The organism is Ruegeria sp. H9 (genome assembly GCF_056532915.1).
In genome coordinates this window covers 216,518-239,179 of the sequence record NZ_JBQFNX010000001.1, presented here as the reverse complement: position 1 = coordinate 239,179, position 22,662 = coordinate 216,518, and the positions used below count along the sequence as shown (strand labels likewise).

Here is a 22,662-nt window from a genome sequence, read left to right as displayed (position 1 = left end):
TCACCCCGTTCCTACCACGCCGCCGTCAACCACCATGCACTGCCCGGTCATTGCACGGCTTGCGCTTGAAGCCAGAAACAGGGTTGGTGCTATCATGTCTTCGGGCGTCAGATGCTCTTTCAGGCTCTGGCGATCCATATGCGCAGCCAGATCTTCGGGTGTGGCCCACATGTCCAGCTGTTTCTGTGTCAGAACCCATCCCGGTGCCAGCGCGTTGACGCGAATTTTATGTGGCCCAAGTTCACGCGCCAACGAGCGTGTCATGCCGGTGATCGCCGCATTTGAACTGGTATAGATTGGATAACCTGCGTTCCCCATCAGGTAACTGATCGAACTGAAATTGATGATCGAACCGCCTTTGTCCTTCATCTGTCGCGCGGCTTCCTGACAGGCAAAATAGTAGGCCTTTAGGTTGACTTCGATCATCCAGTCCCAGAACTCGGTTGTAGTTTCTTCAAGTGAGTGCCGCTTGTCATTCGCAGCGTTGTTGACCAGCACTTTGATCGGGCCATGGGCTTCAGCTGCTTTGGCCATGGTGGCGTGCAACAGCTCGGTATCGGTCATGTCACCCTGCAAAAACAAGGGGGCGCGGCCGTGCTTGTCACGCATCTGTTCGACAAATTCACCGGCATCTGACCGACCGATAAAGGCAACTTTAGCCCCTTGGGCCATGAACCCGTCAGTCAACGCTGCACCAACGCCCGAACCGCCGCCGGTTATATAAACAGAGGCTCCGTTGAGGTCTTGAAATGTAGCAGGTTGATCCATCAGTGGCTCTCTCTCGTCACTAAGCGCGTGTCTTTGCCCACAAGGAAATCAAGGTCCGCGCCGCGATCAGCCTGCAACACGTGGTCGATATAGAGCTTCGCATACCCGCGCGAGTAATGCGGATCGTCCGGTTGCCACAGGGCGCGGCGGGCGTCCAGTTCCTTTTCGTCGACCAGCAGCTGCAGCTCGCCCTTGCTGGCGGACACGCGAATACGGTCACCGGTTTTGACCAGCGCCAACGTACCACCGGCCTGAGCCTCAGGGCTGACATGCAGGATAACTGTCCCGAATGCAGTACCAGACATACGCGCGTCCGAGATCCGGATCATGTCGCGTACGCCGTCTTTGACCAGCTTGGCCGGGATCGGCATGTTCCCAACCTCGGGCATCCCTGGATAGCCCTTGGGCCCACAACCTTTGAGGACCAGAATGGTCTCAGGTGTTACTGGTAAGTCGTCGCGGTCAATATTGGCTTTCAGATCTTCGATGCTCTCAAAAACGTATGCTTCGGCCTCGGTTTCCAGCAGTGCATCTGTGGCCGCCGAAGGCTTCACGATGGCACCGTTGGGCGCAAGATTGCCGCGCAGAACCCGCAGGCCTGCGGCGGGTTTTATCGGATCGTCAAATGGGCGGATGACGTCTGTGTTGAAACACTCAGCCCCTTCACAGTGGGCCGAGATGTCCTTGTTCAGAACTGTTCTTGCCGGGCGCAGGAAAGGTTTGAGTTCGCTCAGAACCACTGGCACACCGCCTGCATAACAGAAATCCTCCATCAGGTATTTGCCAGAAGGCATGCAATTGACCAGCAGGGGGATTTCCGATCCGATTTCAAAGTCTTTCAACGTCAAGTCGACACCCACGCGACCTGCAAGTGCCAACAGGTGGACCACTGCGTTTGTCGATCCTCCGACGGCCGCATTGGCGAGGATGGCATTCTCAAACGCCTCTCTGGTCAGGATATCTGATGGCTTGAGGTCCTCGTCCACCATCTCGACAATGCGCTTGCCGGTCAGATGCGCCAGTGCCATGCGGCGGGCATCAACGGCAGGCAGGGCAGCGTTGGTGGGCAGCGACATGCCCATCGCCTCAACCAATGAGGCCATGGTACTAGCGGTGCCCATAGTCATGCACACACCCGCGCTACGCGACATGCCTGATTCAGCGTTCATGAAATCCTGAAGTGTCATTTCTCCGGCACGAACAGCCTCGGAAAACTTCCAGACATCTGTGCCCGAGCCGATATCCTGACCCCGGTATTTGCCGTTCAGCATCGGGCCAGAGCTAACCACGATGGACGGCAAATCGACCGAGGCTGCGCCCATCAGCTGCCCCGGGGTGGTCTTGTCGCATCCACCCAGCAGGACAACGCCGTCGATACCATAGGCGCGGATCGATTCCTCGACATCCATCGCCAGCAGGTTGCGAAACAGCATGGCGGTGGGTTTCATCTGGGTCTCGCCCAGCGACATAACGGGGAATTCCACTGGAAAGCCGCCTGCCTCCCACACGCCTCGTTTCACGCCTTCGGCGAGATCACGAAGGCCCGAATTGCAGGGCGTCAGTTCCGACCATGTGTTACAGATGCCGATGATGGCGCGCCCGTCAAAAGCGTGATCCGGAAAGCCCTGGTTTTTCATCCAGGACCGGTGAATGAACCCGTCCTTATCGAGTTTTCCGTACCAATGCTGTGAACGGCGTTTCTTGGTCATTATTGGCTCTGTCTGTCTGGCGTTGGAATTGAGTGTTTTTTGAGAAGACGAAGATCAAGCTGCGCGGGCAGGACGGCACCAATCTGGCAGCCAATCGCCATGGGCAGAAAGCAGATCGGTGACGAGGCTGCGAATTTGGCGCAGATCCAGCTCGGCCGCAGTATGGGGATCCATCATTGCGGCGTGATAGATGTATTCGGGGTTTTCTTCGGTCAGCGCGCGAACCGTTAGCTCTTGTACGTTGATCTGGGTCCGCATCAACGCGATCAGTTGTGGCGGGATATCCGTGACCACGGAAGGTTGGACGCCATTCGAGTCAACCAGACACGGCGTTTCAACCGCTGCACCTAGGGGTAGTTGCGGAATCTGACCCGTATTTGGCAGGTTGCCGTAAGCTGTGTACGGCGTGTCTGTCACGATTGCGTTCATAAGGTCGGCGGCGAATTCATGGCTTCGGGTTACTTCAATGTTCCGACCATCTGTCAGGGTCTTGGCCTGTTCCTTCCAATTGGCCACCTGCTCGACACAGCGGGTCGGGTATTCGTCCAGCGGTATGCTGAACTGTTCGATCAGGTCATTGCGACCGTCTTTGATGAACCAAGGAACGTATTCTGCAAAATGCTCGGAACTTTCGGTGCAGAAGTATCCAAGATGGTCCATCACTTCGTACCGGACTTTGTTTGGACAGCGCGGCATTAGCAGCGGAGGCTTGGGTAAATGCCCGGCGCGATAGCCCTGACGCAAAGCCGGATACAGATCGCGGCCTTCATGCTCGAGCTTGAGGAAGAACGCGACGTGATTGATACCGGCAACTTTGTAGCGAAAGTCCGTCTTGGGCAGGTCTAGATCATGCGCCAGTTCTTCGACCGTGTTCTGGACAGAATGGCACAGGCCGACATGTTTCAGATTAGGGAAGCGCTCAGCCAGAGACCAGGTGTTGATGGCCATCGGATTCACATATTGCAGCAGCGTTGCGTTGGGGCACAACTGCATCATGTCCTGCGCGACGCCCCACAGAACGGGCACAGTGCGCAGGCCGCGCATAATGCCACCAACACCCAGCGTATCGGCGATAGTCTGACGCAGGCCATATTGTTTTGGGATTTCAAAATCTGTCACCGTGCAAGGCTCATACCCGCCAACCTGAAAGGCAGTGATCACGAAATCTGCGCCGTCCAGCGCCGCGCGACGATCCGTGTGGGTTGAGACGGTTGCACCCGTGCCGACTGAGCGGATCATGGCCTTGGCCACAGCTTCGCTTTCGGCCAAGCGCACCGGATCGATATCCATCAGCGCAAAGTGGCTGTCTGCAAGGGCAGGGGTGAGCAGGGCGTCGCCCACGATGTTCTGCATGAAGATCGTGGAACCTGCACCTACAAAGGTGATCTTGGTCATGAGGTAAGCCTCTGGTTTGACGTTATTTTACGGCACCGAGGGTCAGGCCCGCGATGAAGTGTTTCTGCATCAGGAAGAACATGGCAACCGGCGGCAGGGCTGCCACTATAGAACCGGCACTCATCAACTGATAAGCAGCGCGAAATTGCGCGTTAAAGCTGGTGATCCCGGCTGTCACGGGCTGGCTTTCGGCCCCTTGGGTCAGAACAACAGCCCAGAAATAGTCGTTCCAGATGAAGGTGAAAATCAGGACACTGAGTGCGGCGATGGCCGGTTTCATCAGTGGTAGAACGACGTACCAGAAGATTCGCCATTCGCTAATGCCCTCGACCCGTGCGGCCTCGATCAGTTCGAATGGCAGGGCGCGGATGAAGTTGCGCATGAAGAGCGTGCAGAACCCGGTCTGGAAGGCGATGTGGAATAGCACAAGCCCTGTTTTGGTGTTGTAAAGGCCCAACTCCAGCGTGAGATCGCGCACAGGGACCATCAGGATCTGGAAGGGTACGAAATTGCCCGCCACAAACATGAAGAAGATCCAGAGGTTCGATTTGAATTTGTAGATCCCCAGCGCGAAGCCTGTCATGCAACTGAGTGCAACGGCCCCGATTACCGTTGGTACGGTGATCAGGAACGAGTTCATCAAGTAACGTGGCATATCCGAATTGAAAAAGACCTGACCATAGTTGAACGCGCCCTCAAAACTGGACGGCATCCCCCAGTAATTCGCATTGGTGAAGTCTGCGGCTGGTTTGACCGAGAAAAGTGCGACCGCCAAAAGGGGCCCCAGCCATAGTAGCAGTGCCAGAGGCAACATCGCCTGATAAGTGATCTGTGCCGCACGGGGTTGTTTTTCGATCGGTTTGGGAAACATCTCAGTGCCCCCTTTCTTCGCGGTACATCGACCACAGGAAGTAGGCGATGAAGCAGAGCATAATCAGGAACAGGATCACAGCGATAGCTGCGCCATATCCCATGCGGAAGCCGTATTCGGACAGCGCGACCTCGAACATGTAGTAGGCCAGCACGCGGGACGAGCCAAAAGGACCGCCCTGTGTCATGATCGAGATCAGGTCAAAGCTGCGCAGCGCGCCGATGATTGTCACAACGAATGCGATGAATGTTGCCGGGCGCAGCTGCGGCAGAATAATGTGCCACAGCATTCGCCCACCTTTTGCGCCGTCCAGACGCCCGGCTTCGATCTGTTCGGGGTCGACGGCGTTCAGGCCGGTGAGGTAGAGGATCATGCAATAGGCCGTTTGTGGCCATAGACCTGCGAAGATGATGCCGTAGGTTACGAAGCGCTCATCCCCCAGCACGTTCAGTGGACCTAGGCCAAAGAGGCTTAGGAATTCGTTTAGAAGGCCAAAGGTTGGGTCGTAGAACCATGTGAATACTAGCCCAACGACGACCTGAGAGATGACGAAGGGAAAGAAGAACAAAGACTTGTAGAGGCGGATGCCCCAGACCGTCTGGTTCAGGAACAGTGCAATAAACAAGCCTGCAGGGATTGCGGCCAGATACAGGATCAGCCAGATCAGGTTGTTCTTGAGCGAGATGTAGAAAGCGTCGCGGTCCACCCATTCCCAATACAGATCTTCATAGTTTCGAAAGCCGACATATTCAGCTGCACCTAAACCGTCCCATTCATAAAGAGACAGATTGAAAGACTGAAAGACCGGGATGATCACATAGACCATGAAGAACAACAGACCCGGAGCCAAAAACAGCCAGGGCGCGATGCGCTGTTGGTTTCTGTGGAACCAGCTTTCTTGCTCGGGGGCGTCAACGGCAGCGGTCATGGGCATCTCGGATCTGGTGGGTGAAGGCGGGCTGAAGCCCGCCCTACTATTGTGCAAGGTGTAGGCCGGGCTTCAGCCCGACCCTGGACAAGATTTAGTTGTCGTAGATGCGCTCGCGCGCACGTTCCAGCTTGGCCAGAATCTTGTCAGCGTTGTCCGGCTTGACCATGAATTCCTGGAAGCCTTCCATCGACACTTTTGCCATTTCCGCTGGTGCGTCGCGGTCCCAGAACTGTGCAACACCGCCGGGGCTGTTAGACGATAGCATGACAAAGCCCTGCTGCAGGAACTTGTCGTCGTCCACTGCAGATTGCGCGTTCACAGGCAACTGGCCGAGGTTTGCACCGTTGTTGATTTCGGTCTGTTCGTTCGCAGAGACTGCGAAACGCAGGAACTCACGCGCGGCTTCCTTGTTCGAGGCATTGGCCGGGATATGGAACGTATCGGTCGGCGCGTCTTCAGCCAGTTCAACATCGGGGTTGATGGCGACAAACTGATAGAAGTCCAACTGATCGTCGGTTAGGCCTGCTTCACGCAGCGGAGCCACAGCGAAGTTACCCATCAGATAGGCGGCGGCCTCACCGTTGACCATAAAGGGCAGGGCTTCTTGCCAGCTATAGGTCTGGTGGTTGTCAATGAATGCGCCCATGTCGATCAGCTGTTTCCAGTTGGCGAAGGTCTGCTTAACCCGGTCGTCTTCCCAGCTGATCTCGCCATTTGCGAGTTGATTGTGAAAGTCGAACCCGTTGGTGCGCATGTTCAGGTAGTCAAACCAGCCACCTGCTGTCCACAGGAATTTGGTGCCGATGGTATAACAGGCGCGGCCGGAATCGACGATCTTCTGGCAATTGGCCAGTTCTTCTTCCCAAGTGGTCGGCTCGGTCAGACCCAGCTCATCAAAGATGTCTTTGCGGTAATAAACGCCCCATTGATAGTAGGTGTACGGAACACCCCACTGTTTGCCATCAATGGTCATCGCACCTTTGGTCGAGGCCAGATTGTCGGCGATTTCAGGTTCAGCCCACAGGTCCGAGACGTCTTCGAAAAGACCCGCTTCAACATAAGGCTTCATCCGGTTGGCTGCATACCAGGTGGCAACGTCTGGCGTGTCAGCCGTCAGGAAGTTGCGAATCTGGGTCTTGTAGGCCTCACGGTCGATCACGGTGGTTTCGATTTCCAGACCGGGATGTTCGGCCGCGAATCGCTCGATCATCGCTTCCATCGTCGCGCGCGGCGCCGGGTTGGACGTATCGAGGAAGATTCGCAGCTCGCCGGTCAGCTCTGCCGCGACGGGCGCAGCAAGTGCCACACTGGCAGCCAAAGCAGCCGCTGTGCGCTTGAACATGGAATGCATAGTTTCCTCCCTTAAGCTTCCATATTGGTCTCAAATATTGAAACCTTGTTTTATATATTGAAAACTACACATCGACTCGGCTACTCTTGTCAAGACCCTCGTGCCCAAAGCCGAGGGAAAGTGGAGGAGAACAGGCACCCGTGGCAGGTGACGGAACAATAGGAAAAGCATGTGACGTGCTGGAACAGGTCGCGGCCTTCGAACGCCCGGTGCGGTTCGGGGAATTGCTGGAACGCAGTGAATTTCCCAAGGCGACGCTATACCGTTTTCTGCAGTCGCTAACCAATCAGGGCATGCTGCACTACGAACCGGAACGGCAGACCTATTCGCCAGGTATGCGATTGGTGCGACTGGCGCATTCGGCATGGACGCATAGCTCATTAGCTCCAATTGCGCGGCCTTTCCTGGACGCTCTCAGCGCCGAGACAGGGGAGACCGTGCACTTGGCGCAACTTGATTCCGGGCAGGTGCTTTATGTGGATAAGCGCAACGCGCAACGACCAATTGAGATGTATTCTGAGGCCGGCAAGGTCGGCCCGGCCTATTGCACAGGCGTTGGCAAAGCGATGATGGCCTATTTGGACGAGGCACAGTTGGAAAAGACGATCTCGCAACAAAGCTTTCATCGGTTCACTGACAAGACCTTGGCCTCGGAAAAGGCATTGCGGGCTGATCTCGTTAAGATCCGCAGCCGTGGTTACGCAGTTGATGATGAAGAGCATGAGCCTGGCATCATCTGCATTGCCTGCCCGATTCTGACTAACGGGGGCCGCATGTTGGGGGCCCTCTCGGTGACAGGATCGACTGGGCGAATGGATTTCGAACAATTGCAATCTTGGGTGCCGCGCGTCCGGCGCGTCGCTGAACAGATCGGCACAGAAGCACAGGCGTGGCGGTTCCCCGAGGGCCAACAGAATAGGATGCAAGCAACATGACAGGTGTAACCCTGAAAGGCGCGATCAAACGGTATGGCCAGACGCAGGTCATTCACGGGATTGATCTGCAGATTGAAGATGGTGAGTTTTGCGTGTTCGTGGGCCCCTCGGGCTGCGGTAAGTCGACGCTGTTGAGGATGATCGCGGGTTTGGAAGAAACCTCGGACGGGGAAATCCATATCGGCGCACGTGAAGTCACGCATGTGGATCCGGCCAAACGCGGAGTGGCGATGGTTTTTCAAACCTATGCGCTCTATCCCCATATGACCGTGGCCGAGAACATGGGATTTGGTCTGCGGATGAACGGTGTTGCCAAGGCCGAGATCGATCAGAAAGTTCAGGAAGCGTCAAATATTCTGAAGCTCGACCAATATCTGAAACGCAAACCCAAAGCGTTGTCCGGCGGTCAGCGTCAGCGGGTCGCGATCGGGCGTGCCATTGTGCGCGGCCCCGAGGTGTTCCTGTTCGACGAACCGCTCTCGAATCTGGATGCAGAACTTCGCGTGGAAATGCGGGTTGAAATTGCGCGGCTTCATCAGGAAATCGGCGCGACGATGATCTACGTTACGCACGATCAGGTCGAGGCGATGACCATGGCCGACAAGATTGTGGTATTGCGCGACGGTCGGATTGAGCAAGTGGGAGCCCCTATGGACCTGTATCGCGACCCCGACAATAAGTTCGTGGCGGGTTTCATCGGGTCTCCTGCAATGAACTTCCTTGAGTGCGATATCGTGGACGGCATGGTGCGGCACCCTGCACTTACTGATGATGTCCCGGTCACCGAGAGCGTTCCCAAAGGAGCGACGAAAGTAACATTGGGTATTCGCCCCGAGCATATTCAGGTGGATCGAAACGGTGACACCTGCACAGTTGATCTGACCGAAGCGCTCGGTGGTGTTTCATATTCTTATCTGCTGACGCCAAATGGCGATAAGCTGATTGTGGAAGAACGGGAAGACCAACGCAGTACGACCGGTGACCGCATCGGGCTTTCGGTTCGTCCTGAGCGTGCGATGCTGTTCGATCCCGAGACGGGTCAGCGGCTGCGATAGGGCTTGCCAGACCGGATCTGTTTTGCATGACTGCGCATTATCCATCGGCTTTCCGGAGGCTTTATGCGCAGTTCCAAAACCATCCATGTGATCTCGGCCCATGCTGAAGGCGAAGTGGGCGACGTTATCGTCGGCGGCGTCGCTCCGCCTCCGGGAGAGACGGTATGGGACCAAAGGACCTTTATCGCTGAAGACCAGACATTGCGGGATTTCATGCTGAATGAACCTCGCGGCGGTGTCTTTCGCCATGTGAATCTGTTGGTTCCACCAAAAAACCCCGAGGCCGATGCAGCGTTCATCATCATGGAACCGGAAGACACGCCACCGATGTCAGGCTCCAACTCGATTTGTGTCTCAACGGTTCTGTTGGACAGTGGCATTCTTCCGATGCACGAGCCTGAAACCCATCTGACATTGGAAGCCCCAGGAGGGTTGATCCGCGTCCGCGCCGAATGCCGCAATGGCAAGGCCGAACGTATCTTTGTGCATAATGTACCAAGTTTCGTCGACAAGCTGGATGCCCGGATCGAGGTTGAGGGCATCGGGACGTTGCGCGTGGATACCGCGTTTGGTGGCGACAGTTTTGCAATTGTCGATGCCGCCGATCTGGGTTTCGAGCTTACCCCTGATGAAGGGGCTGATCTTGCAAGGACTGGCGCGCGTATCACCGATGCCGCCAATGAGCAGCTTGGCTTCGATCACCCTACTAAAGACTGGAGCCACATTTCGTTCTGCCAGATTGCAGGCCCGCTCGATCGTCAGGGCGATATTCTCATCGGACGTAATACTGTCGCCATCAAACCGGGTAAGCTGGATCGTTCACCTTGTGGCACCGGTGCTTCAGCCCGGATGGCGGTTTTGCTGGCCAAGGGAGAAATGACGATGACCGATCGCTACCACGCGCGTTCAGTCATCAACAGTGAATTTCGCTGCCGTATCGTAGAGCGGCATGATCTGAACGGCCGCGTGGCGATCACCCCGGAAATCTCGGGGCGAGGCTGGATTACGGGTACGCACCAGCACATGCTGGACCCCGATGACCCATGGCCTGGCGGCTATCGCCTAAGCGACACTTGGGGGGCATAAGCCGGGGCCAAATTCGACCCCGTACTTTTCTTAGGTTTCAGCGTTCGAGACTGAACATCAATCGTGCGGTCACCGGTACGGTGCGGGTGATGCTGGGTAGTTGCGCCAACTCCATCAGCTTGTCTACGCCTGCCGAAACGCCCGCATCCTCGGTGCTGATGAACACCATGTCGTTGGTTGAAACCATGACGGTATCTTCGGCCACACGCAGGACAAACATATCGGTGTAGAATTCCACCTCGGTCCCCGCCAGAGCCAACTTCGCATCCACCTCAATCGTGTTACTGGCCCCCACATCCAGCTTCGACACTTGGTCCATATCAATATTCGCGCTCAATGTCGCGGTCGCGGTCTTGCGAAACACATACTCGATCATCCTTTCGTTGCGGATGTCGATATTCGTTTCGACCGACGACAGATCGATATCGATATTAACCTTGCCATCTTCGCTGACATGACCCGAAATGTTGGTGAAAGAATTGACCTCTCCAACATCATCGATCTTGACCGTTCCATAAGCCAGATGAGACGCATCCGGGTTTAGTGTCCAATCTGCAGCCAGTCCCGGGCCTGCAATAATAGCCGACGCAATCGTGATTGTTTTGAACAGAAGTTTCATTTCTTTCCTCCAGGATCTATGACAGTTCTGACCAAGCGGGCCCGGTCCCATGTCAAAGCAAACACACACAGGTCGCGTTTTATTCGATGAGTGTTGAGATGAGCACCGAACAAGCCGTGCGCGGCGCGATCCAGACCCACTCGAAACGGGTCTGGCGGTTTGGGCTGGCTTTGTCGGGTGCGTCGGATGTTGCGGATGATCTGTTGCAGGCGACGGCATTGCGTGCGTTGGAGAAGCACCACCAAGTCACCTCGTATGAACGGCTGGACAGTTGGCTGATGACGATCTGCCGTTCAATCTGGCTGAACGAGATACGGGCGCGATCCGTAAGAAAGGCGCAGGCGCTTTCGGTCACGCCCGAGGCGGAATTAGTCGCGACAGGGCCTGAACCAGAAACGAATATTTTCGCCGCTCAGGTGTTTACTCAAGTGATGCAGCTGCCAGAGGCGCAACGTGAAACGGTGATGCTTGTGTTTGTCGAAGGCTACAGCTACCGCGAAGCTGCGGATATGCTGGACGTACCCATCGGCACAATCATGAGCCGGCTTTCCAATGCCCGGCAGAAACTGAAAACCGTTATGCAGCACGATGCGGCTGACACCGTGCAACGGAGTGGCAAATGAAGTTTTCCGACGAAACACTTCTGGCCTATCTGGAAGGCAGCCTCGATGAGGCCGAAGCCCGCGCCATCGAAGACGCGGTGGCCGAGGATTCTGCACTCGAACACCGTCTCATGGCGCTCGACCCATTTGCCCAGGTTGTGCAGCAGGCTTTTGAAGGCATTCCAACTGAGGCGCCTTCGATCGATCTGCCCATACCAAGCGCTCAACAGTCCAATGCCGGACCGCTCCGTTTGCTGGCGGTCGCAGCCTCAGTTGCTGTTATTGCTGCGTCTGCAACATTCTGGGCCACGCGACCACCGGCATTGGGCTGGGCGGAGCAGGCTGCGATCTATCAATCGCTTTATTCACCGGACACGATTGCCGATCTGGACAATTCTCAGCAAACGCTGGACGCGCAGTTTGTTCAGGCCGAGGCTCAGTTGGGTCGTTCACTGAACCGGGACGTGTTGGAAACTCTGCCGGGCCTTGATCTGAAACGTGCTCAGGTACTGTCGTTCAAAGGTAAACCTTTGGTGCAGGTGGTCTTTGCTGACGCCCAGGGCAATCCGGTGGCGTTTTGTGTGATCCGGCAAGGCGCGGGAGCACCGGTCAAGGATGTGAACCTTGCGGTGCTCAGTGGTCTTGCGACAGCGACATGGGCGAATGATGGCTACGGCTATATGCTGTTGGGTGGAGATGCGCAAACAGACCTGAGTGGAGAACTAAGTGTTTTGACCGAGGCGTTCTCAGGCTGAGCGACAAGAATCCGCAAAACCACTTGTGAACCGCGGTAAATGCCCGAAGAATACCCGACATGAAGCCGAACCCTCAGATACCGGACCCGGATGATGAGGCCTTGGAAGAAGGGCCGCGCAGCATCTATGACGCCGATCCGCCGGAAGACGACGATTTGTGGTTCCTTCCGCCCGACGGCGAAGAAGACCCGGGAGAATTTCTGCCCTCTGTACCGAGACCGGACCAGCGTTTGCTGTTTGACCCAAGGGACTGGCGTGCGGCCCAATCCGAGTTATCGGCTGAACTTGCCGATCTGGCCGTCACATTTGGAGCTCTGGATGAACGTTTGCGCGCGGGTCCCAAGGGGTGGGGTCACCGTCTGGCCCTGATGGAGGTCTCGGATCTGGGCTGGTGGACGGGCGACCGGATCAGCGTCGACCGCCTTGCGCTTTGGACCGGTTTGCGGATCGGAGCAACCGGTGATGATGTGCAGGCTTTGTATCGGGCGGGATGGGCAGTGAGGCGGCTGTCGTCGGGTGCTGCGCCATCAGAGGGCGGCTGGGATGCGGGGCTGACCGCTTTTCTAGACCGTCAGGCCCAAGGTTTCGAAGATACACCCGAAGCAGTGATTGATCTGGCGGAAACCATGCGAAATGTCGCCGGTTTGCACCCGGTTACCCAGGCCGCCATCGGATTTCACGCGTGGCGCGCGTTGTCTCCTGGCATCGGACAAGATACCGAGGCCGCGGTCATCGCGGCCCGCCATGCCGCCGCGATGGGTCGAGGTGGCGCATTGTTCATGCCGCTTTCTCTGTCGGGCCCAGGTGCATTGCGGGGGGCAGGATCGTTGGACGAGAAACTTTCGGCCTGGATTCAGGGGGCAGGCCAGGCCTCACTTGCGGCTTTGCTGCATTTGGACCGGATCAGCGCTTGGGAAGAGCGCGCCCGCGACGCCATTTCGGACCTAAGCGGTCGAACCCCACCCGTGCTGATTGATGCATTAACGGCTTGGCCGATGGTTTCCGCCCCGCTGGCCGAAGAACTGACCCATGCCTCGCGTGCAGCGGCACAGCGAAATCTGGACAAATTCAGCGATAGGGGGCTGATCCGTGAAGTAACCGGGCAGGGTCGATATCGCGTATGGACGGCGGCCTTGTAACTGGCATTGATCTGTCGCTTTCACAAAGAGTGAAATGATTGGGTTGTTAGCTGGGTTCCTGGTATCGATCTTGGTACAGGATAAGACAGATCTTTGCGTGTTGTCTGGATCGGTCAGAAACCAATTTGCAAGAACGATAACCGTCCGGGCGATGGCCCGAACGGTCTTTATTCAGTACCAACGTCCGACTGCGATCACTGTTGGCGCTATACTGGTAGCGTCCAAGGATGGAGCCATCACCTGATACGTCGCTTGAGTTTCTGAAGGTGCGTCAAACCCCATAAATCGGCCAATACCGCCGCCGTTCCCGCTGAGAGCGGGAGAACTGCTGTCAGCAAAGGCAATAGGGAAATCCCAATTGGCGGTACCGCTGGCGAACATACTACCAGTTGCGGTCGTGCAGGCCACCGCACTTAGAACGGCGGTGCAAATCTGGGTTCCGTCAGCAAAGCGCGTGTAGTCACCATTTGCATTGCTGCCCCTCTCGATCACCGCTCCGCTGGGTACACCGCTGCTTTCGGATACGGTGCCCAGCACATTGCCCGGTCCGTACCCGAAATCTGCCCGCATCAGGCGACCCGAGGTGGTGTCATCGGCGCTGCTTTGCACAGCCGCTCCGCTTGCTGTTCCGGTTGTGGCGTCAAACCGCAAAGCATCGACCCAGCTTCCGCCATCCTGCGAGACCTTGATTGAAAAATTTGTATCGCCGGATAGGCCCATTTCGGCATGGCCGGTCCAGTTCGATTGAAACAGCAGCGAGGCAGTATCACCGGCACCAGCCTTGTTGATCTTGAGTTGGTGGCCAGCGCCCTCATGCGTCAACAAGGTGGCAGGGCTACGTACGGCCAGACGGTTTGTGCTGTCTGATCCGGTTGCGATGCCGATCCCGGAAAGGTTCTGTGTATTGACCGGCGGGTCGATCCACGCCGACCCGTCCCAGACTTTCAACAGCCCTGCATTTTGATCCCAAGCCCGCCAGCCCATGCCGGGCGTCAAGAAATGCCACCCGTTGTCCAACCAAGCCGCCAGTTTTCCATCCTGTCCGGACCATGCCGCGGTCGGAGACGTGCCCAATGCATAGGTTTCACCCTGATCAGGAGCAGCTGGTGGGATAGTCGCGTTAACGGACGCAACGCTTAGCTGCACCACCAGATCTAGCGCACGCAGCGCTTCGTTATGGGTCACATGTTTTTGGGCCTGCGCGGGTTGCAGATAGGGCAGATTTAGACGGGGAGAGTTCTGTGGCATGGGCATCCTCCTGTGGTGTCGGTCCGATGATGATTGCGCGCCACACTGCCGTGATGTGCGTAAATCCCGCCTGACCCAGCCGAACGCCCAGGTTTCGAATTTTTAAGATTTGGTCTCAGATATATGGAGACATCTGCCTTGCAGATGCCCCAACTTTGATCAGTTCTTGAAATCAGATCTCAGTCACGCGCGTAGACATCTTCGTAGCGAATAATGTCATCTTCACCCAAATAGGTCCCGGTCTGCACCTCGATAAGAACCATTGGCACTTTGCCTGGGTTTACCATCCGGTGCACGGCCCCGAGCGGCACATAGACGGATTCATTCTCAGAAACGAGCTGTACCTTGTCGTCAATAGTCACCTCGGCGGTGCCTTCCACGACAATCCAATGCTCGGACCGATGGTGATGCGATTGCAAGCTCAGCGAAGCGCCGGGATGGACGTGAATGCGTTTGACCTGAAACCGATCGCCGATGACGAGGCTTTCGAACCATCCCCAAGGGCGATGATCAACGGGCAATGCTTCCGCCTGCTTGGCGCCTTTTGCCTTCAATGCTGCGACGGCCTGCTTGACGTCTTGCGCCCGGTCCATGCTGGCGACCAAAACCGCGTCAGGCATAGCCACGGTGATTACGTTCTCTAACCCCATTGCAACAACTTCTTGCGCGGGCGATTCAGAACGCACCAGCACGTTGCGACAATCTATGGCGGTCACTTCGCCGGCAGTTGCGACGCCGTCCGTATCGGGGTTGCTCAGCTCTTGTACGGCAGACCAGCTGCCCACGTCTGACCACCCGGCGGCATAAGGGACAACGCTGAGATTGTCGGCCTTCTCCATAACCGCATAGTCGATAGAGATGCCCTGAACCGTCGCCCAGGCCTCGGGATCTAACCGCAGGAAGCCCAGATCACACTGCGCCTGTTCAACCGCCTTCTTAACGGGCGTTATTAGATCATGTGCATGCTGGTCGAACGCCTCAAGGATATCTCGGACCGCGAACAAAAAGATGCCCGAGTTCCAAAGATAACTCCCTTCAGCCACCATTGCCTTGGCGTTTTCAAGATCGGGTTTTTCAACGAACCGGTCAAGTTGCACAGAAGCGCCTGACGAGCCCGGTGCTTGAGCGAGCTTAAGGTAACCATATCCGGTTTCGGGTCGGTCGGGTGTGATCCCAAACGTCACCAGATCTCCACGCTCGGCTATTGTGCGGACCCCTTCAGCGACGGCCACATGAAAGGCCGCACTGTCTGGAATGACGTGATCCGACGCGGCCACCAGCATCATCGCGTCGGGGTCAGTGGATGAAAGGTGCAGGGCAGCGGCCAGCACTGCAGGTGCAGTATTGCGTCCTTCGGGTTCGATCAAGATCGGACCCGGATCGACTCCGATGGCCATCAATTGTTCAGGGACAACAAAGCGGAAAGCCTCGTTGGTCAGGATCAGAGGTTTGGCGTAAGGCGTGTCGGTCGGGCCTTTCAACCGCTCGGCACATTGCTGCAGCAGGCTGGTTTCACCGATCAGCGGAACAAATTGTTTAGGGTAGCTTTTACGCGACAACGGCCAAAGCCGAGTGCCGGATCCGCCACACAAAATTACAGGATAGACCATGCTCACGGTGCCTGCCCCTTCTGAACCTTTTAGCTTAAACTATTGAATTGAAATCGGAATAGCTGACACAACTAGGCCTACTGCGCGGCCCGATCAGAGGCCACGACTTCATGCAGATATTGGTTCAGGTCGTCGCGCAGATCATCGCGAGCCAATGCGAACGAGACCGTTGCCTGCAGAAAGCCAGCCTTTGAACCACAATCGAACCGCTGTCCGTCAAACTTGTAGCCAAAGACAGGGACACCATTGCCAATATCCTCAGCAATTGCGTCGGTCAGTTGGATTTCGCCGCCACTTCCCTTCTTTTTCTGGTTCAGATTGTACAGAACCGAAGGACCTAAGATGTAACGACCGATCACCGCAAGATTGGATGGCGCGTCCTCTGGTCTCGGTTTTTCCACCATTCCTTTGGCACGGACAACCGTTCCAACATTCTGGCCGGTATCCAGAATACCGTAGGAGCTGGTTTTTTCGTTGGGAACTTCCATCGCGGCGACCATGTTGCCGCCGGTTTCCTCATAGGCTTCGACCATCTGCTGTAGGCAGGGTTTGTCGGCGGCAATCACATCGTCGGGCAGCATCACGGCAAAGGGTTCATCCCCGATCAGTCGACGGGCGCACCAGACCGCATGCCCCAATCCCAAAGCCTTGTGTTGACGGATATAGGCAATTGCTCCGCTTTCCATATTGGTTGCGTTCAATACTTCAAGCAGTTCGTCTTTGCCCTTGGATTTGAGGTCCTGCTCCAGCACGAGATTGTGATCGAAATAGTCCTCAAGCGCTGATTTTCCGCGCGATGTCACGAAGATGAATTCAGTGATCCCGGCCGCACGCGCTTCGTCGATGGCATATTGGACCAGTGGACGATCAACCAATGTCATGATTTCCTTTGGCACCGACTTTGTCGCCGGAAGAAACCGAGTGCCCATTCCCGCTACGGGAAATATCGCCTTGGTGACTTTGCGTACCATACTACCTCACTAATTCTTTATATTGCCGACGACTCTTGGTGATGCCGGAGCCCCACATATAATCTAAAATCCTACCAATCAATCGCACCCGGCTGGTCAGTTACGGGTTCGCTGGAATCTGCCATTAACTTAAGGGCAGAGTCAAAACGAAACACGACCGAAAGCTGGATCAATGAACCAATCCACTAATCACTTGTTCAATAAAGTTTAAAACGCGCCCGATAGATTGGATCGGGCGCGTAAGCTTATGCATTGGCCATAATCGCCTCAAGCGGATCGTGTTCGGCGACGAAGTGATCCGGGGCAATCTCACTGAGTTGAGGTACATAGTCGGTCTCACCCATAGACAATCTGCTGGGCAAAAAGCGCAAAGCTGCTTTCGGATCCATGGGAGAAGGCAATTCTCCCGGTAGTTTAAGCCTTTGGCGGCTGCGCTCGACATCCGGATCAGGGATCGGAACCGCCGAGATCAGGGACTGAGTGTAAGGATGTTTCGGTTCGGAGCAGATCACTTCACCATCGCCCAATTCAACGATGCGGCCCAGATATAGAACCATGATCCGGTTCGAAACCGCACGTACCACAGACAAATCGTGGCTGATGAAGATCATCGATAGGCCAAACTCTTGTTGCAGTTCACGCAACAATCCTACGATCTGGGCTTGAATGGACACATCCAGCGCAGAGACTGCCTCGTCACAGATAATCAGTTTTGGTTTGTTGATCATGGCACGCGCGATTCCAACACGCTGGTTTTGCCCCCCGGATAGTTCGTGCGGATATCGGTTAATCATGTTGGCCTTCAAGCCAACACGCTCCATCATCTCGGCGACCAACTCTTTGCGTTCCCGCTCGGTCAGATCCGGGCGATAGGTTTTCAGCGGTTCCGCGATCGAGGCCGAGATCGTCATCCGTGGATCAAGGCTCGCCAGCGGGTCCTGAAACACGATCTGCAGGTCCTTGCGGTACTTGTTCAACTCGGCCCGTTTCAGCCCGACGATCGGATGCCCCAGCCAGCTGACATTACCCGCGCTGGGTTCGATCAATTGCAGCACAGCCCGGGCCAGCGTGGATTTGCCACAGCCGGATTCTCCAACAACACCCAGGGTCTCGCCCTTTCGGATGTCGAAACTCACGCCATCAACGGCTTTCAGCGGTACCTTATGCCCAAAAAGACCGCCCGAGACATGGATCGGGAAATGCACCTTGACGTCATCCACTTTCAGCAACGGTTCTTCCGTCTGCGGCAAAGCTTTCGGTGCATCCCCTGCATCAATGCGTGGCATCGCCTCAAGTAGCGTCCGGGTGTAGTCATGCTGAGGAGCGCGAAAGACTTCGCGCGTGTCACCGGCTTCGACGAACTCGCCCATACGCATGACCTGAATATTGTCGCACATGCGCGCGACAACACCCATGTCGTGGGTGATCAGAGCGATGGCAGTGCCTTCGTCCTTTTGCAACCGTACCATCAGGTCCAGAATGTCGGCCTGAACGGTCACATCCAACGCGGTTGTTGGCTCATCCGCAATCAGCAGCTTGGGATTACACAGCATCGACATGGCGATCATCACGCGCTGGCGCATGCCGCCCGACAACTCGTGCGGATACTGATCCAGACGCCGTGCCGCTTCGGGAATGCGCACACGGTTGAGCCAGTCAAGGCAACGTTGGCGGGCAGCCGAGCCCTGCAATCCCTCGTGAACTTGCAGCACCTCGCGCATTTGCTGGCCAACTCGCAGATGTGGGGTCAGCGCGGTCAGCGGATCCTGAAAGATCATGCCGACGTCTGAGCCACGGATCTTGTTGATTTTGTTCACAGGCAGATTCAGGATTTCCTGACCGTTTAGCATTGCGGAACCGGTCGCGTGGCCAGCGGTGGGCAATAGCCCCATCGCTGCCATGAACGTCTGGCTTTTGCCCGAGCCACTTTCGCCGACGATGCCCAGACATTCGCCGGGGTCGATGTCAAAACTGATGCTTTTTACAGCCTCAACCACGCCATCGGGCGTATCAAATCGGACGCTCAGGTCCTTAACGGAAAACAGACTCATATCAGCGATCCTTCGGGTCCAAAGCGTCGCGTAGCCCGTCACCGATGAAGAACATGGTGATGATGATGGCGACATAAAAAGTAAGAGGGAACATCAGCTGCCAGAGCGTACCATACGCCATGGTGCCAGCCCCTTCAGCGATCAGGCGGCCCAACGATGTGTAGGGTTCTGAGATTCCGAGGCCCAGGAATGAGATGAAGCTTTCCGTCAGGATCATCTCGGGCACCAGCAGCGAGGCGTACACGATCACAACACCCAACAGGTTGGGCAGGATGTGTCGGTACATGATGGTGAACTCGCTGACACCGGCGGCGCGCGCGGCTTCGATAAACTCGCGGTTTTTCAGGGTCAGGGTTTGCCCCCGGACAATCCGCGCCATCGTCAACCAACCGACCGCACCTAAGGCAATGAACAGCATAAAGAAGGACCGTCCCGCCACGACAAGCAGCAGAATTATGATCAGTGTTGCCGGGATTGCCAGCAGGATGTCCACGAACCGCATCATCGCACTGTCGGTGCGCCCGCCGATATATCCGGCGGTGATGCCATAACAGGTGCCGACGATCAGAGCGGTCGCGGCCCCAATCAGACCAACCAGCAGCGAAGTGGTCGTGGCCTGAATAACGCGGCTGTAAAGATCGCGCCCCAGATCATCGACGCCGAAAAAGTGTCCGGTTTCGATGGACGGCATACCCATGCCGCGCACGTCCCCCATGACGTTCCAGTCGATCTCTTCATTGTTCCAGACTGCGAAATAAGGGCCAACAATCGTGAACAACACGATCAGACCCAGAATGAAAACGCTGGCCATTGCGGCCTTGTTGCGGACAAAACGTATCCGTGCGTCCTGCCAAAGCGAGCGCCCCTGAATGACCGTGTAATCAGTGATTTCCTCGGCCAGATGGGCGGCTTTTTGTGATTTTCCAAGCATTGCCTGCCCCTCAGTATCGGATTTTTGGATCGAACCAGGCATAAGCCAGGTCGGTCAGAAGGTTCACAACCACGGTCAACGCGCCGTAAAGAATGGTGACCCCTAGCAGCACAGCATAGTCGCGAGACAAGGCCGAGCCGACATAGGCCTGCCCCAGACCACCGGTTGAGAAATAGATGTCGACAAAAACCGAACCGGTCAGAACGTAGACAAAAACCGGCCCGAGGTACGAGACAACGGGAAGCAATGTCGGCTTAAGCGCATGGCGCCAGATCACGGTTCTTGTCGGCAATCCCTTGGCCCGTGCAGTTCGAATGAAGTTCGAGTTCAGAACCTCCAGCATCGATGACCGCGTAATCCTTGCGATCGATCCCATGTAGGACGTCGCCAACGCAATCACCGGCATCACCAGATACTGCCATTGACCGCCATGCCAGCCGCCACCCGGCAGCCACCCCAACCACAGGGTAAAGGTCAGGATCAGGATCGGCCCCATGATGAAGTTCGGAAGCGCCTGAGCGGCGATACCCAGACCAACCGCAAAATAGTCAATCCAGCTGTTGTGTTTGATTGCAGCGGCAATTCCCAGCGCGACGCCAACGGAAGTTGCCACCAGAAAAGACAACGAACCATAGGTCAGCGAAATCGGGAAACCCTGCGCGATGATGTCGTTCACATCCCGATCCTTGAATTTGAAGGACGGTCCGAAATCGAAATGCACCACGATGTTATACAGATAGTCCCAAAGCTGTTTCCACAGCGGTTGGTCCAATCCATAGCGCGCCTCGATATTGGCCAGAACCTGCGGCGGCAATGGCCGTTCCGAGGTGAATGGCCCGCCAGGCGCGATGTGCATGAGGAAAAAGCAGGCGACGATCAATAACAGGATCGTCGGAATAGCGACCAGCAGCCGCTTTAAACTGTAGGCAAGCATTTCATGCCCCCGTGTTTATTGGCCCTGCCCCGGATGTCTCCGGGGCAGGGCGTGGTTCAAAGACGATTATTCAGCGAGCTTGTAGAGGTTCTTCGAGTACCAGTTCTGCTCGACGTTGTTCACCGGCCAGTTGCCTACATCGCTGTCCATCATATAGACGCCTGCGTAGTGATAGATCGGGATCACAGGCGTTTCTTGGGCGATGATGCGTTCAACTTCGGTGTAAAGCGGAGCCGGATCGTCCGAGGTTTTGGCCTCGGCCAGCAGCTCATCAACGCGCGCGTTGGCATATTTGCCGTCATTATAGCCCGAGTCCGACTGCAGCAGGTCCAGGAAGGTCGACGCCTCGTTGTAGTCTCCGCACCAAGCACCACGTGCCAGCTCAAAGTTTTGGTTGCCGCGCTCCTCGAGGAAGACTTTCCACTCCATATTTGCCAGTTCGGCGTTCACGCCAAGCTTTTGCTTCCACATCTGGCTCAGCGCAACGGCGACCTTCTTGTGGTTTTCCGCGGTGTTATAAACCATCTGGAAGCTCAGAGGGTTGTCAGGCCCATAACCTGCTTCTGCTAGAAGCTCCTTCGCCAACTCGTCGCGTTCGGCTTGGGACATGGATGCCATTTCAACGGCCGGTACGGTGAAGCCTGCGGTTGCTTCGGGGGCGAAAGTGTAGGCTTCGGGCTGACCGCCTGCCATCACTTTTTCGGTGATAATCGCACGATCAACGGCCAGTGACAGGGCTTGGCGGACGTTCGGGTCCTTGAAAGCCTCGGGGCCACCATCAGATAGGTTGAAGGTGTAATAATAGTTGCACAGGCGTGGGAAGCTGATGGCTTCTACAGGGTGCTCTTCCTTCAGACGTGGGTACTGGCCGGCTGGAATTTCGGTGCGGTCCAGTTCGCCAGCCAAATAGCGGGTCAGGGCGACGTTTTCATCATTGATGACCAGCGCCACGACCTTGTCGATGATGGTGTTATCGTTGTCCCAATAGGCGGTGTTGCGTTCACGTACCGAGCGTTCCTGCGGCAGGTGCTCGGTCAGAACATAAGCGCCGTTCGAGACGATGTTTTCCGGTTTGGTCCAGGCGTCACCAAATTCTTCGATCACTTTCTGCGGTGCCGGGAAGGTTGTCGAATGTGTGGTCATCTGCGGGAAATAGGGAAGGGGGGCGCTCAGGCGGACTTCCAGCGTTTTGTCGTCGATGGCTTTGACACCCAACTCATCTACCGGTTTTTCGCCCGCGATGATCTCGGCAGCGTTTTCGATCGACATCAGTTCCATGAACCACGCATAGGGCGACGACAGTTCGGGATCGACGGCGCGCTTCCAGGCATACACAAAGTCACCTGCGGTCACCGGATCACCATTCGACCACTTCGCTTCATCGCGCAGGGTAAAGGTGTAAACGTCCTTGGTATCGTTGACCGAGAATTCGGTGGCGACACCAGGAACCAGGTTACCGTCCTCATCCTGATTCATCAGGCCTTCAAACAGATCGCGAACAATTTCTGCACCCGACACATCTTCTACGACTTGCGGGTCGACCGAGCTGTGTTCATCGAGAATCCGATAGGTGAAGGTCTGATCGTCGGCCAGGGCTTCTCCGGTTTCGGGATGTGTACCGGCAGCAATTGCAGCACCGGTAATGATGGTCGAGGACAACAGTCCTGCCAAAGAGGTTCTGATTATTTTGTTCATGTGTTT

The 22,662-nt window shown here is 56.1% G+C and carries 20 protein-coding genes; 6 read left to right on the top strand and 14 right to left on the bottom strand.

Annotated elements, in window-relative coordinates:
* From ACR0CZ_RS01135 to ACR0CZ_RS01110, 6 genes are all read right to left on the bottom strand, one after another.
* The gene (locus ACR0CZ_RS01135; RefSeq protein WP_170394433.1) at positions 1-768 is read right to left on the bottom strand and encodes an SDR family oxidoreductase; all 768 of its coding nucleotides are present in this window, start codon (positions 766-768) and stop codon (positions 1-3) included.
* Complete coding sequence (locus tag ACR0CZ_RS01130; RefSeq protein WP_170394436.1) at positions 768-2,477, bottom strand: IlvD/Edd family dehydratase; 1,710 nt, start codon at positions 2,475-2,477, stop codon at positions 768-770. The genes ACR0CZ_RS01135 and ACR0CZ_RS01130 overlap by 1 nt, the downstream gene beginning before the upstream one ends.
* A 54-nt stretch (positions 2,478-2,531) precedes the next feature.
* Complete coding sequence (gene melA / locus ACR0CZ_RS01125; RefSeq protein WP_170394439.1) at positions 2,532-3,872, bottom strand: alpha-glucosidase/alpha-galactosidase; 1,341 nt, start codon at positions 3,870-3,872, stop codon at positions 2,532-2,534.
* Positions 3,873-3,894: 22 nt separating this feature from the next.
* Positions 3,895-4,743, bottom strand: coding sequence for a carbohydrate ABC transporter permease (locus tag ACR0CZ_RS01120; RefSeq protein WP_170394442.1), 849 nt, complete (start codon positions 4,741-4,743; stop codon positions 3,895-3,897).
* 1 nt (position 4,744) lies between these two features.
* The gene (locus tag ACR0CZ_RS01115; protein WP_170394445.1) at positions 4,745-5,671 is read right to left on the bottom strand and encodes a carbohydrate ABC transporter permease; all 927 of its coding nucleotides are present in this window, start codon (positions 5,669-5,671) and stop codon (positions 4,745-4,747) included.
* 94 nt (positions 5,672-5,765) lie between these two features.
* A complete protein-coding gene (locus ACR0CZ_RS01110) occupies positions 5,766-7,025 on the bottom strand; it encodes an ABC transporter substrate-binding protein (protein WP_480537135.1) in 1,260 nt (419 codons plus the stop codon).
* 140 nt (positions 7,026-7,165) lie between these two features.
* On the opposite strand from ACR0CZ_RS01110, the gene ACR0CZ_RS01105 reads away from it, so the two are divergent.
* From ACR0CZ_RS01105 to ACR0CZ_RS01095, 3 genes are all read left to right on the top strand, one after another.
* Positions 7,166-7,960: an IclR family transcriptional regulator gene (locus tag ACR0CZ_RS01105; RefSeq protein ID WP_170394450.1), complete on the top strand. Its 795-nt coding sequence runs from the start codon at positions 7,166-7,168 to the stop codon at positions 7,958-7,960.
* On the top strand, positions 7,957-9,015 hold the full coding sequence (locus ACR0CZ_RS01100; protein ID WP_170394453.1) for a sn-glycerol-3-phosphate ABC transporter ATP-binding protein UgpC: 1,059 nt from the start codon (positions 7,957-7,959) through the stop codon (positions 9,013-9,015). The genes ACR0CZ_RS01105 and ACR0CZ_RS01100 overlap by 4 nt, the downstream gene beginning before the upstream one ends.
* A 63-nt stretch (positions 9,016-9,078) precedes the next feature.
* The gene (locus ACR0CZ_RS01095) at positions 9,079-10,101 is read left to right on the top strand and encodes a trans-3-hydroxy-L-proline dehydratase (RefSeq protein WP_170394456.1); all 1,023 of its coding nucleotides are present in this window, start codon (positions 9,079-9,081) and stop codon (positions 10,099-10,101) included.
* 37 nt (positions 10,102-10,138) lie between these two features.
* Here the strand turns inward: ACR0CZ_RS01095 and ACR0CZ_RS01090 are convergent, their stop codons facing one another.
* Positions 10,139-10,720, bottom strand: coding sequence for a YceI family protein (locus ACR0CZ_RS01090; protein WP_480537136.1), 582 nt, complete (start codon positions 10,718-10,720; stop codon positions 10,139-10,141).
* Positions 10,721-10,818: 98 nt separating this feature from the next.
* Between ACR0CZ_RS01090 and ACR0CZ_RS01085 the strand changes: the two genes are divergently transcribed.
* Genes ACR0CZ_RS01085 through ACR0CZ_RS01075 form a run of 3 tightly spaced genes read left to right on the top strand, consistent with a single transcriptional unit; the run spans position 10,819 to position 13,216 of the window.
* Positions 10,819-11,343 carry an RNA polymerase sigma factor gene (locus ACR0CZ_RS01085; protein ID WP_480503024.1) on the top strand — a complete coding sequence of 175 codons (525 nt, stop codon included), beginning with the start codon at positions 10,819-10,821 and terminating at the stop codon, positions 11,341-11,343.
* A complete protein-coding gene (locus tag ACR0CZ_RS01080; RefSeq protein ID WP_170394465.1) occupies positions 11,340-12,077 on the top strand; it encodes a hypothetical protein in 738 nt (245 codons plus the stop codon). Before ACR0CZ_RS01085 ends, ACR0CZ_RS01080 begins: the two co-directional genes overlap by 4 nt.
* A gap of 59 nt (positions 12,078-12,136) precedes the next feature.
* Complete coding sequence (locus ACR0CZ_RS01075; RefSeq protein WP_170394468.1) at positions 12,137-13,216, top strand: helix-turn-helix domain-containing protein; 1,080 nt, start codon at positions 12,137-12,139, stop codon at positions 13,214-13,216.
* Between the two features lie 171 nt (positions 13,217-13,387).
* Here ACR0CZ_RS01075 and ACR0CZ_RS01070 read toward each other — a convergent pair whose 3' ends face one another.
* The 7 genes from ACR0CZ_RS01070 to ACR0CZ_RS01040 form a co-directional block, all read right to left on the bottom strand.
* Positions 13,388-14,464 carry a DUF2793 domain-containing protein gene (locus ACR0CZ_RS01070; RefSeq protein ID WP_170394471.1) on the bottom strand — a complete coding sequence of 359 codons (1,077 nt, stop codon included), beginning with the start codon at positions 14,462-14,464 and terminating at the stop codon, positions 13,388-13,390.
* A gap of 179 nt (positions 14,465-14,643) precedes the next feature.
* Positions 14,644-16,074, bottom strand: a complete 1,431-nt coding sequence (locus ACR0CZ_RS01065; protein ID WP_170394474.1) for a mannose-1-phosphate guanylyltransferase/mannose-6-phosphate isomerase — start codon at positions 16,072-16,074, stop codon at positions 14,644-14,646.
* A gap of 77 nt (positions 16,075-16,151) precedes the next feature.
* The gene (gene galU / locus ACR0CZ_RS01060) at positions 16,152-17,045 is read right to left on the bottom strand and encodes a UTP--glucose-1-phosphate uridylyltransferase GalU (protein WP_170394477.1); all 894 of its coding nucleotides are present in this window, start codon (positions 17,043-17,045) and stop codon (positions 16,152-16,154) included.
* 245 nt (positions 17,046-17,290) lie between these two features.
* Positions 17,291-19,096, bottom strand: coding sequence for an ABC transporter ATP-binding protein (locus ACR0CZ_RS01055; protein WP_170394480.1), 1,806 nt, complete (start codon positions 19,094-19,096; stop codon positions 17,291-17,293).
* A gap of 1 nt (position 19,097) precedes the next feature.
* Positions 19,098-20,027, bottom strand: coding sequence for an ABC transporter permease subunit (locus tag ACR0CZ_RS01050; RefSeq protein WP_170394482.1), 930 nt, complete (start codon positions 20,025-20,027; stop codon positions 19,098-19,100).
* Positions 20,028-20,037: 10 nt separating this feature from the next.
* Positions 20,038-20,961: an oligopeptide ABC transporter permease OppB gene (gene oppB / locus ACR0CZ_RS01045; protein ID WP_170422826.1), complete on the bottom strand. Its 924-nt coding sequence runs from the start codon at positions 20,959-20,961 to the stop codon at positions 20,038-20,040.
* A gap of 66 nt (positions 20,962-21,027) precedes the next feature.
* Positions 21,028-22,656 carry a peptide ABC transporter substrate-binding protein gene (locus ACR0CZ_RS01040; RefSeq protein WP_170407804.1) on the bottom strand — a complete coding sequence of 543 codons (1,629 nt, stop codon included), beginning with the start codon at positions 22,654-22,656 and terminating at the stop codon, positions 21,028-21,030.
* Positions 22,657-22,662: the final 6 nt, after the last annotated feature.